Consider the following 12,860-nt stretch of genomic DNA (forward strand, 5'->3'; position numbering starts at 1 on the left):
CCCCAGCCTCGTCGGTGGTCCTCCGCTTCGCTCCGGACCACCGACTCCCTCGCGCGTGCTACTCGCGGGCCTACGGCCCGCTCGCAGGCACGCGCCACCGCCCATCTTTTATAAGCGAACGTCGCTACCGCTCACGGCTATTTAAATAGCGTTTCACAGCAACCGGTCTGATTTACCCACTCCGCTAATCGCTCGCCACCCTCGCTCGATCCACACACCGCAACGCCGAACGGCACCACCGCTCCGCGGGTGGGATCGAAACGAAAAACCGCGTGACGCGTCCCGTCGGTCCGAACGCTGAACCGGCGTTAGCGGGCCGCGGCGGCGACGCGCTCGCGCTCCTCCTTCTGCGAGATGGAGTAGGAGCCCTCGACGTCGTAGTCGGCGGCGGCGACGAGTTCGTTCGCGAGCGCCTCGGCGGCGGCGGTCGTCGACTTGTACGTCGCGCTGGCGACGGCGTCGGAGATGAACAACAGCGCCTGGTCGACGCGGCGCTGGGGCGCGACGTCGACCGCCTTCGGGACGGAGATGCCGCCGTACTTCAGGCGGACGGTCTCCTCGCGGGGCGCGGCGTTCTCGACGGCCGTCACGAGCACCTGGACCGGGTTCTCCTCGGTCCGCTCGTGGACGATGTCGAAGGCGTCGCGGACGATCCGCGTCGCCTGCTGTTTCTTGCCCGTGTTCTCGTCGGTCTGCATCAGGCGGTTGATCAGCCGCTCGACCAGGGAGATCTCGGACTTCTTGAACTGCTTGGACGCGTGACGGCCCATGGTGTGCGCGATGGGCGTCACGGTCATGTATCGCTTCGTGGAGGGGTCCTCGTAGGCGATCTCGGTGACGTCCCAGACGCCGAACAGCTTGGCGTTCTCGTTGGCGGCCTCGCTGGAGGCGGGCGCGTCCGGGTCCGGCTCGTCGGCGGCGACGTCCTCCTCGGACGGCGCCTCGGTCTCCTCGCCGCTCATCTGACCGGCTTCTCCGCGTTCCCGCGAACCAGTTCGATCATCGACACGCCGTTGACCTTCTCGACCTTGTAGTTGACGCCGGAGAGGTCGCCCATCGCGCGACCCTTCGCACCGCCGATCCCGGCGATGGTGACCTCGTCGTGCTCGTCGATGAAGGAGATCGCGCCGTCACCGGGACAGAACGCGGTGACCTGCTTCCCGTTTTTGATGAGCTGAACCCGGACGCACTTTCGGATCGCCGAGTTCGGCTGCTTTGCCTCGATGCCGACCTTCTCGAGGACGATGCCGCGCGCCTGCGGGGCACCTTCCAGGGGGTCGGACTTCTTTTTGAGCCCGCGCTCGCGCCGAGCGTACTCGGAGTCGGACCAGCGGCGCTTCTGCCGGTCCTTTTTGAGCTTACGGGCCGCGTACTTGCCGTTCGCCATCGTACGCCTACTTCCGAACGGAGCTACTTAAGCGTCGTCTTTCTCCGCCGCGAAACGCCCTCAGATCCCCCGAGCGGTACCTCTCGACGGATCTGAGAGTGTTTCACGGATCGGCTCGACCGAAAACGACGGGCGTTCGCTCCCGCTGAGCCGGTAAGCCGGCGAGAGCGCCCGTCGTTTCGGATGGAATTCCACAGAACGGTTCGGGTATCAGCCGCTCGTCTCCTCGCGCGCCGTCTCGACCCACGCCGGCTCCGACACCGTCGCGCCGAGGTCCCGGTAGTCGATGTCGACGTCGACGGTCGCCGCCTGCCCGTCGTGTTCGCCCGCCCACGACTGGACGAGCCGCGGGACGAGGCCGGACTCGTACACGTGGACGGTCGCGGACGCCGTCTCGACCGTTTCAGGGATGTTCCGGTCCCCCTCGAAGGCGTCTGCCGCGAACCGCGCGGTCTCCTCGCCGCGCACCTCGCCCGCCCCGTCGCTCGTCGGGTTCCAGAGGTTCAGCCCCTCGTACTCCGTCTCGACGTCCGAGGCCCCACCCTCGACGCGGATCCCGGTCGCCATCTCCGTGCGCATCGCCGACTCGAGTTCGCCCGACGACCGGTCGATCGACCGGCGGCCGTACTCCACGCCCGACTCCCGCTCGACGCGAAACAGCGCATCGCCGTCGGCCGCGTACAGTTCGGAGACGTCCGACGCGTCGGTCTCGGTCACCGCCACCCTGACGTACAACCGCTGGGTTTCGAGGTCGTACCGCGACTCGTACTCCTGCGAGGGAAGCCACGGCGTGGGGTCCTCGCCGCCGTCGTGGCTCGTCTCCGCCGTCGAGAACAGCGTCGCCCCGCCCGCCTCGACCGCCGCGTCGGCGTGGCTCGTCGCCAGCGTCTCGACGTCGAGTCCGTCACCGTCGCGCCACGCGGCGTCGGGGAACGGCCGGTCGACAGTGTCGCCGTCTCCGTTGCCGCCGCCGCTGTCGTCGCCGTCGCCGGAACAGCCGGCGAGTCCGACAGCGGCGGCGGTTCCGAGACCGGCGAGGAGGCGTCTGCGGTCCATGGGTCGACAAACGGGTCGGCGGGCAAAAGTGCGCGGGTTCGGTTTTAAGTCAGCTGAACGTCGTCGACGTCGTAGTGCCGCTCCGCGAGCCGGCGGGCGGTCTCGATGTTCGCGCCCTCAGCGCCGATGGCGACGCCGCGGTCCGCTTCTTGGACCTCGACGTACGCCACGCGGTCGTTCTGCTCGGAGATGGTGACCGCGTTGACGGCCGCGGGCGCGAGCGCGCTCGCGACGAACGCCTCCGCGGTGTCGGCGTCCTCGACCAGTTCGATCGACTTGTCGAGCCGCCGCTCGGCCTCCGCGACGGTCTCGCCGCCCTGGCCGATCGCGGCCGCCATCTCGCCGGCGGGCACCACGAACACGAGGCGGTCGCCCTCCACGAGGCAGTCGGTCGGCGTGACCCCGGTCAGCTCGTCGAACCGACCGATGTACTGCCGCGCCTCGTCGGAGAGCTCGACGTACATTAGTCGTCGCTCACGACGCGCGACCCCATCCGGAGGTCGACGTCGCCGGTCCCCATCGAGATGGGCTTGCCGGCGATGACGTTCTCGATGACGCCGTCGAGGTCGTCGTACTCGCCGTGGATCGCGGCGTCGAGCAGGTGGTTGACCGTCACCTCGAACGCCGCGCGCGCGAGCACCGAGTCCTTGTTGCCGGAGATGCCGTGCCGACCGATCGACTCGATCTCGCCGTTGTTCGTCATGATGTCGGCGACGAGCATGAGGTGCCGGACGTTCACGTCGTCGAGCCCCTGCTCTTCGAGCGTGTTCTTCGTCTCGTCGATGATCGTCTCGCGGGCCGCCTCGACGCCGAGGTTGCGGTAGATCTCGTGGATGTTGTTACACGTCGTCCGCGAGGCGTCGACGCCCTCGATGTCGAGGGTGTCGCCGAACGCGGACCCCTCGGTGTAGAGGACGAACTCCTCGTCGCCGTCGATCTCCTCTTTCCGGATGACGACGCGCTCGATCTCCTCGATCCCCTTGAACACGATCTCCCGGAGCCGCTCGACGAGCTGGAGCAGCTCGCGGTAGCTCGGCTCGTTGGGGCCGAACTCGATGACCGTGCCGGCCTGCCGGGCGTCGACGCCCAGCGAGTCCTCGATCGTCTCGGCGATGATCTCCGCGACCTCCGTCGGGTCGGAGTGGGTGGGCCACCGCTCCAAGAGCGTGTCGTCGTTCAGGTCGATCCGGACCAGCATGTCGGCGACGTTCGTCGACACGTCGCCGAGCGCGAGGATGCGCGTCGCCTCGATCGACCAGACGACCTCGTGCGCCTTCTCGCGGTCGGTCGCGTACTCCCCGTCGAGGTGGACGGTCATCATCGGCGTGTCCGGCGTCTTCCGGGCGTCCACCAGCTCGATGAGCCGGGGGAGCCCCTGCGTGACGTCGATCTCCGCGACGCCGGCGTAGTGGAACGTGTTCATCGTCATCTGCGTCCCGGGCTCGCCGATCGACTGCGCGGAGACGGTGCCGACCGGGTCGAGGGGGTCGACCCGCGTCTGCTCGTAGCGGTTCACGACGCCCTCGACGACGTCGGTCGCCTGCTCGATGGTGACCTCGCCGGCCTCCTCGGCCTTCCGGTCTATCGCCTCGTACACCTTCGACTTGAGCCGGCGGGGGAGCTCGGTCGCCTCCACGACCGCCTCCATGTCGTCGGTGACGTGGTCGTACTCAGTCATCGGACTCCACCCCCGGCCCGCCGGCCTTGTTCAGCCCCGGCCCGGCGTGCTCCGAGAGGTTCGTCGGCGGCTCGCGCTCGCCGAGGAACCGCTCTTTCTCCTCGTCGGAGGCGAACTCGGCGTCGACCACGCGGTCGACGATGCCGTCGACGTCGATGCCGTCCTCCTCGCCGGAGGAGACCTTCACCGGCGAGGTGCCGTCCTCGCCGAACTCGAACTGGACGATCCGGCCCGAGGTGTCCCGGACCGTGCCGTCGTACTGCGCCTCCAGCTCGGAGAGCGCGTTGATGAGCCGCCGCTGGAGGTAGCCGGACTTGGAGGTCCGGACCGCCGTGTCGACGAGCCCCTCGCGGCCGCCCATCGCGTGGAAGAAGAACTCCTGCGGAGTGAGCCCGCCGCGGTAGGAGTTCTCCACGAAGCCGTGCGCCTCGGAGGAGAGGTCGTTCGGCCGGTAATGGGAGAGCGTCCGGTCCTCGTAGCCGCGGTTGATCCGCTCGCCGCGGACCGCCTGCTGGCCGACCGAGCCGGCCATCTGCGTCAGGTTCAGCATCGAGCCGCGTGCGCCCGAGCGGGCCATCACGACCGCCGGGTTGTCGTCGCCGAAGTGCTGGTCGGCGATCTCCCCGGCCGAGTCGCGGGCCTTCCCGAGCGTCTGCATGATCTTCATCTCCAGCGTCTCGTCGACGCCGCGGCCGGGGAGCGACTCCAGCTCGCCGGCCTCGTACGTCGAGATCAGTTCCTGAACGCGGTCGTAGGCGCTCTCGATTGCGTCGTCGACCTGCTCTTCGGCCTCCGGCGGGATCGACTCGTCGTCGATCCCGATCGAGAACCCGAAGTTCATGATCGCGCGCATCGCCAGCGACGCGATCTCGTTGATGAACACGCGGGCGCGGGTCTCCCCGTACTCCTTGGTGAGCGTGTCGACGACCTCGCCGCCGAACGCGCCGACCGCGTCCTCGTCGATGGTCCCCTCGATCAGCTGGCCGTCCTCGATGACGACGCTGTCGCCCGCCGAGGAGGTAAAGGAGAGGTCGAGGTCGTCGGGGAGCAGCTCCGAGAACAGCGTCCGGCCGGTCCAGAACTCGCGGCCGTCGTCGTCGACGCCGTCGGCCTCGGGCAGCTCGTCGACGCGGGTGGCGCGCAGCAGGTCCAGCGCCTGCGTCTCCGAGAACTCGGGGTTGGAGTGGGTGAGCAGGTAGGTGCCGGAGATGTGGTCCTGGATCGCGCCGATGATGTTCCCGCCGAAGCGGGGCGAGAGGATCTGCTCTTGGACGCGCATGAGGACGCGCGCCTCGGCGCGGGCCTCCTCGTTTTGCAGCGCGTGCATGTTCATCTCGTCGCCGTCGAAGTCGGCGTTGTACGGCGGACAGACGACGGTGTTGAGCCGGAACGTCTTGTACGGCATCACCACGACCTCGTGGGCCATGATGGACATCCGGTGCAGCGAGGGCTGCCGGTTGAAGATCACGATGTCGCCGTCGACGAGGTGACGGTTCACCTCCCAGTCGGCCTCGACCTTCTCGGCGAGCTCCTCGCAGTTCTTCTCGGTCACCTTCAGCCGGCGCCCGTCGGGGCGGCGCACGTAGTTCGCGCCGGGGTGGGCCTCGGGCCCGTTCCGGACGTACTGGCGCGCCTCCTCGACGTTGCGCTCGGTGACGTTGAGCGTCTGGGTCATCTCCTTCGCCACGCGGTCGGGGACGCCGACCTCGTTCAGCGAGAGCGTCGGGTCGGGCGAGATGACGGTCCGGGCGGAGAAGTTGACGCGCTTCCCGGAGAGCGAGCCGCGGAAGCGGCCCTCCTTCCCCTTCAGCCGCTGGCTGAGGGTCTTGAGGGGGCGACCGGAGCGGTGGCGCGCCGGCGGCGTCCCGCTGATCTCGTTGTCGACGAAGGTGGTGACGTGGTACTGGAGCAGTTCCCAGAGGTCCTCGATGATCAGCTGCGGGGCGCCGGCCTCGCGGTTCTCCATGAACCGCTGGTTGATCCGGATGATGTCGACCAGCTTGTGGGTGAGGTCGTCCTCGGAGCGCTGGCCGTTGTCCAGCGTGATCGAGGGGCGGGTGGTCACCGGCGGGACGGGGAGGACCGTCAGGATCATCCACTCCGGGCGGGAGTGCTCGGAGTCGATACCGAGGACCTCGAGGTCCTCGTCCGGGATGTCCTCGAACCAGTCGCGGATGTCCGAGGGCATCAGCTTGTTCATGTCCTCCTCGGTGAGGTCGACGTCGAGCGCTTTCTCGATGGCGCGGCGGTCCTCCTTGCGCGGGCGGAACTCGCCGGCCATGATCTCGTTGATCCGGTCGACGGCGATGTCGGTCTCGTCGGCGAGCTCCTGCGGGGAGGTGCCCGGATCGTCCTCCTCCTCGTCGGGCTGCATCGCGGCCGCGATGCGCTCGGAGTAGTCGCCCGAGAGCACGTCTTGGACCTCGTAGTACGTGGTCGGCTTCTCGTGTTTGATGTCCGCCTGCGGCTCGCCGCAGAACGGACAGGTGGACGCCTTCCGGGCCTGCCGGACGGCGGCCTTCAGCACGTCGTGTTCGTCGTCGCCGAGCTCCTTCGCCCGCTCGTAGCGGTCGCGGAACTCGTCGCGCTGCGCCTCGTCCAAGGCGAGCTTCCCGCACTCGCGGCACGTCGATCGGAGCAGCCGCCGGATGAGCTTCGTGAAGCCCACGTGGATGACCGGCGCCGCCAGCTCGATGTGGCCGAAGTGGCCGTTACAGGAGCCGGAGTGGGAGCCGCAGGTGCGGCACTCCAGGCCGGGGTCGATGACGCCCAGTCGCGGGTCCATCAGCCCCATGTCGATCGGATAGCCGTCGTCGTCGTACGTGTCGGCCGTGATCACCTTCGTCGCGGACATGTCCCGGTACGTCTCCGGGTCCATGAGGCCGAAGTCGATCCCGCCGAGCACTTTCGGTGTTTGCGTTGACATCTAAATCGCGTCCTCCAGTTCGAGTTTCGGTCGGATGCCGAGAGCGATCATCTCGTCGAGCAGCAGCTTGAACGCGTAGCTGACCTCCAGCTCGTGGATGTCGTCCTCGTCGCCCGTGACCGGGTCGTACACGCGGCGCTGCTCGCGGTCCTCGACGGCGACGAGGCCGGTCTCCGCGGAGACGTGGACCGTCTCGGCGTCGGAAGACTCCAGCAGCCGCTCGTTGAGCACCATCGACGCGCCGTGGCCGATGATCGTGTCGCGCTCCATCTCCCCGACGCGCAGCCCGCCCTCGCGGGCGCGCCCCTCGGTCGGCTGGCGCGTGAGCACCTGGACCGGCCCGCGCGAGCGGGCGTGGAGCTTGTTCGACACCATGTGGTACAGCTTGTGATAGAAGATCGTCCCGACGAAGATCTCGGCGTCGATCTTCTCGCCGGTGACGCCGGAGTACATGACCTCCTTGCCGGAGGACTCGAAGCCGTACTCCTCCAGCTGACCGCGGAGCTCCTCCTCGTCTTCGCCCTGGAACGGCGTCCCGTCGACCCGCGAGCCGCGGAGCGAGCCGACCTTCCCGCCGAGCATCTCCAGCACGTGGCCGACCGTCATCCGCGACGGCAGCGCGTGCGGATTCATCACGAGGTCCGGGACGACCCCTTCCTCGGTGAACGGCATGTCCTCCTGGGGCGCGAGGTGGCCGACGACGCCCTTCTGTCCGTGTCGGGACGCGAACTTGTCGCCCAGTTCGGGGACGCGCTGGTCGCGCACCTTCACCTTCGAGAGCTTGGAGCCGTCCTCGCCCTCCATCAACGTCACCGTGTCGACGACCCCCGACTCGCCCGAGCGCATCGTGACGGATGTCTCGCGGCGCTTCTGGGGGGAGAGCCCGCCCATGTCGTCGGGCTCTTCGAGGAAGCGCGGCGGGCTGGTCTTGCCGAGCAGCACCGAGGACTCGTCCACCTTCGTCTCCGGGTTGACGAGGCCGTCCTCGTCGAGGTGCGTGTAGGCGTCCTCGCCGCGGGCGCCGCGCACGTCCTGGTCCGGGATCTCGAAGCGGTCCTCCTGGCCGCCGGGGTACCGGCGCTCCTCGCCCTCGTAGGTCCGGAAGAAGTGCGAGCGGGTGAGCGCGCGGTCGACGGAGCCCTGGTTCATCACCAGCGCGTCCTCGATGTTGAACCCCTCGTAGGACATCACGGCGACGACGAAGTTCTGCGCCGCCGGCCGCTTGTCGAAGCTGATCTGGTCGGAGGTCTGCGTCTTCACCATCGCCAGCTGCGGGTAGTGGAGGAGGTGCTGGCGCGTGTCCGGCCGGATCCGGTAGTTCGCCGAGGGGAGCCCGAGCGACTGCTTCATCATCCCCGCGCCCATCGTAATTCGGGGGCTCGCGTTGTGTTCGGGGTACGGGATCATCCCCGCGCCGATACCGAAGACGAGCTGCGGGTCGATCTCGAGGTGCGTGTGGTCCTCGGTCACGTCCTCCTCGTCGACGGCGACGAGGATGTCTTCCTCCTCCTCGGCGTCGATGAACTCGACGTAGCCGCGCTCGACGAGGTCCTCGAACTCGACGTCGCCGCGTTCGAGCGCCTCGATCTCCTCGTCGCCGAGGAGCGGCTCGCCGTTCTCGACGACGATGAGCGGGCGCCGCGCCCGCCCCGCGTCGGCGTTGACGATGACCTCGCGGGTCCGGTCTTTCACCGAGACGTTCACCATCTCACTGACGTCGCCGCGGCGGCGCGCCTCTCGGATCTGTTCGGCGAGCTCGTCCGGGTTCTCGTGGGTGCCCACGAGGCTCCCGTTGACGTACACCTTCGCTTCGCGTTCTGCTTGTGCCATGATCAGTCGTCCGCCGTCTGTCGTTCGACGCCCTCGATGCCGGGGATCCCCTCGACACCCATCGACGCCAGTTCTCGTTTCAGCCCCTGTTCGTCCTCGACCGTCTGCGACAGCTCCATCGCCTGCGCGAAGTTCTTCACGAGCCCGCAGTTCGGTCCCTCCGGCGTCTCGGAGGGACAGATGCGACCCCACTGGGTCGCGTGGAGGTCCCGCGCCTCGAAGTGCGGCTGCGACCGCGACAGCGGCGAGCGCAGGCGCCGCAGGTGCGAGAGCACGCCCATGTAGTCCGTCCGATCGACGAGCTGGGAGACGCCCGAGCGGCCGCCCACCCAGTTCCCCGTCGCGATCGGGTGTTCGAGCCGCTCGGTCAGCACGTCCGAGCGGACGACCGTGTTGACGGTGAGCTGCCGGTTCCGCATATTGGCGCGTTCGAGCTGGTACTTCACGTCGCGCGCCAGCTTGTTCAAGGCGGTGCGGAACAGGTCGCGCATGAGGTCGCCGGAGACCTTCAGGCGCTTGTTCGCGTAGTGGTCCTTGTCGTCGGCCTCCCGGCGGTCGAGGGCGAGCTCGAAGCACGCCTCGGCCATCCGGCAGAGGTAGTACGCCTTGTTGATCCGCACGTCCTCCTCGTCGACGCCCTCCTCGTGGAGGTGCGGCAGGAGGTAGCGGTCGATGACGTAGTTCGCCCGCTTGAGCTGGTAGTTCTTCCCCTGGCCGGAGGCGACGCGCTCGCCGAGGGTCTCGATGGCCTCCTCGGTCGTCTGGACGTCGGCCTCCTCTAAGTTCTCCAGCATGAACTTCACGATCTCGGGGTCGTCCGAGACGCGGTGGACGATCTCCTCGTCAGATTCGAGCCCGAGCGCGCGGACCAGCGTCACGAAGTCGATGGAGCCGGAGACGGAGGGGAACGACACTTCGAGCAGCCCCTCGCGGTTGCGCTCACAGAGGACCAGCGCGCGGTAGCCGCGGCGCTGGGAGAACGTCTTGGCGACCTGGATCTCGTCACCGTACTTCGAGTCGTACTCCGCGAGGATCTTGTTCGGCGCCAGGTCCTCCGAGGTCATCAGCACGCGCTCGGAGCCGTTGACGATGAAGTAGCCGCCGGGGTCGACGGGGTCCTCGCCGATGTCGATGAGCTCCTCGTCGGAGAAGCCCGCCATGTTACACTTGTTCGAGCCGACCATGATCGGCATCCGGCCGACCTTGGTCTCGGTCGTGTCGACGACCTGTTCGGGCTCGTCCTCGCCGCCGCGCACGATGGACATCTCCATGAACACGGGCGCCGAGTAGGTGATGTTGCGGAGGCGCGCCTCCTGCGGGTACAGCAGCTCCTCGGAGCCGTCGGCCTCGCGGACGCGCGGGGTGACCATCCGCACGTCGCCGAGCTCGACGTACACCGGCTCCTGGCCCTCCTTATCGCCGATGTCCGTCTCGATGGTCTCCTTCTCGTCGACGACTTCCTGCATGCCGCGGTCCAGGAAGTTGTTGAACGAGCGGAAGTGATGTTCGGCGAGCCGTTCGTCCGAGAAGTACTCGCGTGAAACCACGCGTCGGTCTTGCCTGTTCATGAGACGACCAGTCGGTACACGACCGCCTCGTCGGTCGTTCGGGAGTCGCGGACGATCTTCACCACGTCGCCGACCTCGGCCTCGTCGGGGAGCGCGGGATCCGTGCGTTTGATCTTCGGTAAATTCGTTTTCTTCACGTCGTACTCCGCCAGGACCTCCTCGACCTCCTCGGGGTCGTCAAGGAGAACGTGGTCCGGGACGAGTTCGTGTTGGCTTACGTCTACCATGGGTGCTGGTGGTGGGGAGAAGCTATCACGAGATACTACAGATACGTATATACGCCAGCGGCATAAGACTTACCAAGCGCCGCCGCGCGCGGCTCACGAGTCGCGGGGCGTTCGACACTCCCACACAGGCGAGGTCGGCACAAAAGCATACCGGCCGCGACCCCCATTTCCCCCTCGGCGTCGCGGCTCGGACGCCCCGATTCCCTGTCACCGACCCGCACTCCCGTCAGGGATGACAAGCCTTATTTGCCAGACAGGGGTACGAACTGATGCGACAAGCCCGGATGGTGTAGTGGCCCATCATACGACCCTGTCACGGTCGTGACGCGGGTTCAAATCCCGCTCCGGGCGTCCCCGGTTTCGGGGCGCTGTCGCTTGTTTGCCCGGATGGTGTAGTGGCCCATCATACGACCCTGTCACGGTCGTGACGCGGGTTCAAATCCCGCTCCGGGCGTTCCTGTCGACGCCGACTACGAGCGAGGAGCGTCAGCGACGAGCGAGTCCGGCGTCGACGAACGCAGACGAAGGGATTTGAATCTGAGGACGAGCGAACGCAGTGAGCGAAGTCCTCCGGGTTCAAATCCCGCTCCGGGCCTCTTTCGCTGCCGCAACAACGAACGAGGAGCGGTAGGAACAAGCGCATCCGACGGCGGTTCCGCTCCCGACCTACAGGTCCAGTTCAGCCAGCAGGTCGTCGACGAGCGTCTCGGTCTTCGCGTCCGGGTCCTCGTCGGTCGCGACGGGCGTCCGCCCGTCGTACGTCTCGTGGACCATGGAGACGCCCTCAGCGAGCGTGTCGAGGCCGTAACCGCCCTCCAGCACGTACGCGTTGGCGGCGCCGACGTCGTCGGCGAGCGACCGGATCCGATCGGTCAACAGCGCGTACCCCTCCGAGGAGACGCGCATCCGCGAGATGGGGTCGTGGCGGTGCGCGTCGAACCCCGCCGAGACGATCAGCAGGTCGGGGTCGAATCTGTCGACCGCGGGCGCGATCCCCTCGTCGACGGCGTACAGGTAGTCGGCGTCGCCGGCGCCGGCCGCCAGCGGGAGGTTCGCGGTGGCCCCCTCGCCGTCTCCCTCGCCGGTCTCGTCGAGGTCGCCCGTGTCCGGGTACAGCCCGTCCTCGTGGATCGACGCGTAGAACACGTCGCCGCGGTCGTAGAAGATGTCCTGCGTCCCGTTCCCGTGGTGGACGTCCCAGTCGAAGATCGCGACGCGGTCCGCGAGCCCCTCGTCGAGCGCGGTCTGGGCCGCGACCGCGGCGTTGTTGAAGAAGCAGAACCCCATCGCGTCGTCGGTGACGGCGTGGTGGCCCGGCGGGCGACCGACGGCGAACGGCGTCTGTCGGCCGGTCGACCCGGTAAGCGCCTCGCGGGCGGCCCACTGTGCGAGCCCGGCGGAGGTGAGCGCGGCGTCCCACGTCCCGTCGCTGGCGACGGTGTCGGGGTCCCAGCTCCCGCCGCCGTCCGCCACGAACGACTCCAGCTCGTCGACGTAGTCGGGGTCGTGGACCGCCGTGACCGCCGCCTTCTCGGCGGGCTCCGCCTCGACGTACTCGACGCCGTGTCGCTTCGCGAGGCCGCGGCGGATCGCGCGGAGCCGGTCCGGGTTCTCCGGGTGTCGCTCGCCGGTGTCGTGGTCGAGACACCGGTCGCTGTAGCCGAACCGCATCTACTCGAACAACGCGAAGTACGTCTCGATGTCCTCGGCCTGTACCGTCCGTCGGTCCGCGTGGCGGGCCAGCGTCGCGGCCGCGCTCGCGACGTTGTCGGCGTAGTCCTCCAGGATGTCGGCCAGCGCGACCCGCGCGTCGACGCCGACCCGGTACCGGTCGTCGATCCGGAGCCGAGCGATCCGGTCGATGGGCGCGACGGGCAGCGTGAGGTCCTCCCGGCTGACGACCTGCTCGACGCCGAAGTCCGCGGCCATCAGCGTCTTTCGACCGTCCGCGGTCGCCCGCTCGGCCGCGTCGACGGCCAGCTCCGCGCCGTGCGACTGGATCCGTCGCGCGAGCTCCTCGGCGGCGTCCGCGCTGACGCGGAGTTCCCCCGCGTTCCGCCGGATGATCCCGTCGACCGGCGCGAACGGCAACTCGACACTCATACACACAGTCGCGTCCGTGTATCGTATAACGCTTTCCGTTAGCCGCATCCCCGCCGGATCCGGACGGGAACCGTCGGGGCCAGAG

At 68.1% G+C, this 12,860-nt stretch carries 11 protein-coding genes and 2 tRNA genes; 2 read left to right on the forward strand and 11 right to left on the reverse strand.

Annotation, left to right across the window (positions count from 1 at the left end; genetic code table 11):
• Positions 1–308: 308 nt before the first annotated feature.
• The 9 genes from C470_RS08245 to C470_RS08285 all read right to left on the reverse strand — a co-directional run bounded on the left by C470_RS08245 (position 309) and on the right by C470_RS08285 (position 10,672).
• Positions 309–962: a 30S ribosomal protein S7 gene (locus C470_RS08245; RefSeq protein WP_004599084.1), complete on the reverse strand. Its 654-nt coding sequence runs from the start codon at positions 960–962 to the stop codon at positions 309–311.
• Entirely contained in the window at positions 959–1,387 is a 429-nt protein-coding gene (locus tag C470_RS08250; RefSeq protein WP_004599087.1) for a 30S ribosomal protein S12, read from the reverse strand. Before C470_RS08250 ends, C470_RS08245 begins: the two co-directional genes overlap by 4 nt.
• A gap of 210 nt (positions 1,388–1,597) precedes the next feature.
• On the reverse strand, positions 1,598–2,443 hold the full coding sequence (locus C470_RS08255) for a DUF7537 family lipoprotein (protein WP_008366564.1): 846 nt from the start codon (positions 2,441–2,443) through the stop codon (positions 1,598–1,600).
• Positions 2,444–2,487: 44 nt separating this feature from the next.
• Positions 2,488–2,907, reverse strand: coding sequence for a NusA-like transcription termination signal-binding factor (locus C470_RS08260; RefSeq protein WP_004599091.1), 420 nt, complete (start codon positions 2,905–2,907; stop codon positions 2,488–2,490).
• Positions 2,907–4,121 (reverse strand): DNA-directed RNA polymerase subunit A'', encoded by a 1,215-nt coding sequence (rpoA2, locus tag C470_RS08265; RefSeq protein WP_007345760.1) that lies wholly within the window; start codon positions 4,119–4,121, stop codon positions 2,907–2,909. Before rpoA2 ends, C470_RS08260 begins: the two co-directional genes overlap by 1 nt.
• On the reverse strand, positions 4,114–7,047 hold the full coding sequence (locus C470_RS08270; RefSeq protein WP_159369024.1) for a DNA-directed RNA polymerase subunit A': 2,934 nt from the start codon (positions 7,045–7,047) through the stop codon (positions 4,114–4,116). Before C470_RS08270 ends, rpoA2 begins: the two co-directional genes overlap by 8 nt.
• A complete protein-coding gene (gene rpoB / locus C470_RS08275; RefSeq protein ID WP_004599095.1) occupies positions 7,048–8,877 on the reverse strand; it encodes a DNA-directed RNA polymerase subunit B in 1,830 nt (609 codons plus the stop codon).
• A 2-nt stretch (positions 8,878–8,879) separates the two neighbouring features.
• A complete protein-coding gene (locus C470_RS08280; protein ID WP_004599096.1) occupies positions 8,880–10,445 on the reverse strand; it encodes a DNA-directed RNA polymerase subunit B'' in 1,566 nt (521 codons plus the stop codon).
• Entirely contained in the window at positions 10,442–10,672 is a 231-nt protein-coding gene (locus C470_RS08285; protein ID WP_004599097.1) for a DNA-directed RNA polymerase subunit H, read from the reverse strand. The genes C470_RS08280 and C470_RS08285 overlap by 4 nt, the downstream gene beginning before the upstream one ends.
• A 278-nt stretch (positions 10,673–10,950) precedes the next feature.
• On the opposite strand from C470_RS08285, the gene C470_RS08290 reads away from it, so the two are divergent.
• Together C470_RS08290 and C470_RS08295 are read left to right on the forward strand one after the other, a co-directional pair.
• A tRNA-Asp gene (locus C470_RS08290) sits at positions 10,951–11,023 on the forward strand.
• Positions 11,024–11,053: 30 nt separating this feature from the next.
• Positions 11,054–11,126, forward strand: a tRNA-Asp gene (locus C470_RS08295).
• 212 nt (positions 11,127–11,338) lie between these two features.
• Here C470_RS08295 and C470_RS08300 read toward each other — a convergent pair.
• Both C470_RS08300 and C470_RS08305 read right to left on the reverse strand, forming a co-directional pair.
• Entirely contained in the window at positions 11,339–12,343 is a 1,005-nt protein-coding gene (locus C470_RS08300; protein ID WP_008366571.1) for a histone deacetylase family protein, read from the reverse strand.
• Positions 12,344–12,775 carry a histone family protein gene (locus C470_RS08305; RefSeq protein WP_004599099.1) on the reverse strand — a complete coding sequence of 144 codons (432 nt, stop codon included), beginning with the start codon at positions 12,773–12,775 and terminating at the stop codon, positions 12,344–12,346.
• Positions 12,776–12,860 lie beyond the last annotated feature (85 nt).

It is taken from the genome of Halorubrum distributum JCM 13561 (assembly GCF_000337395.1).
GTDB lineage: Archaea > Halobacteriota > Halobacteria > Halobacteriales > Haloferacaceae > Halorubrum > Halorubrum distributum.

Coding starts and splice junctions, on each gene's coding strand:
- C470_RS08245 (WP_004599084.1), bottom strand. CDS start 962: ATGAGCGGCGAGGAGACCGAGGCGCCGTCCGAGGAGGACGTCGCCGCC.
- C470_RS08250 (WP_004599087.1), bottom strand. CDS start 1,387: ATGGCGAACGGCAAGTACGCGGCCCGTAAGCTCAAAAAGGACCGGCAG.
- C470_RS08255 (WP_008366564.1), bottom strand. CDS start 2,443: ATGGACCGCAGACGCCTCCTCGCCGGTCTCGGAACCGCCGCCGCTGTC.
- C470_RS08260 (WP_004599091.1), bottom strand. CDS start 2,907: ATGTACGTCGAGCTCTCCGACGAGGCGCGGCAGTACATCGGTCGGTTC.
- rpoA2 (WP_007345760.1), bottom strand. CDS start 4,121: ATGACTGAGTACGACCACGTCACCGACGACATGGAGGCGGTCGTGGAG.
- C470_RS08270 (WP_159369024.1), bottom strand. CDS start 7,047: ATGTCAACGCAAACACCGAAAGTGCTCGGCGGGATCGACTTCGGCCTC.
- rpoB (WP_004599095.1), bottom strand. CDS start 8,877: ATGGCACAAGCAGAACGCGAAGCGAAGGTGTACGTCAACGGGAGCCTC.
- C470_RS08280 (WP_004599096.1), bottom strand. CDS start 10,445: ATGAACAGGCAAGACCGACGCGTGGTTTCACGCGAGTACTTCTCGGAC.
- C470_RS08285 (WP_004599097.1), bottom strand. CDS start 10,672: ATGGTAGACGTAAGCCAACACGAACTCGTCCCGGACCACGTTCTCCTT.
- C470_RS08300 (WP_008366571.1), bottom strand. CDS start 12,343: ATGCGGTTCGGCTACAGCGACCGGTGTCTCGACCACGACACCGGCGAG.
- C470_RS08305 (WP_004599099.1), bottom strand. CDS start 12,775: ATGAGTGTCGAGTTGCCGTTCGCGCCGGTCGACGGGATCATCCGGCGG.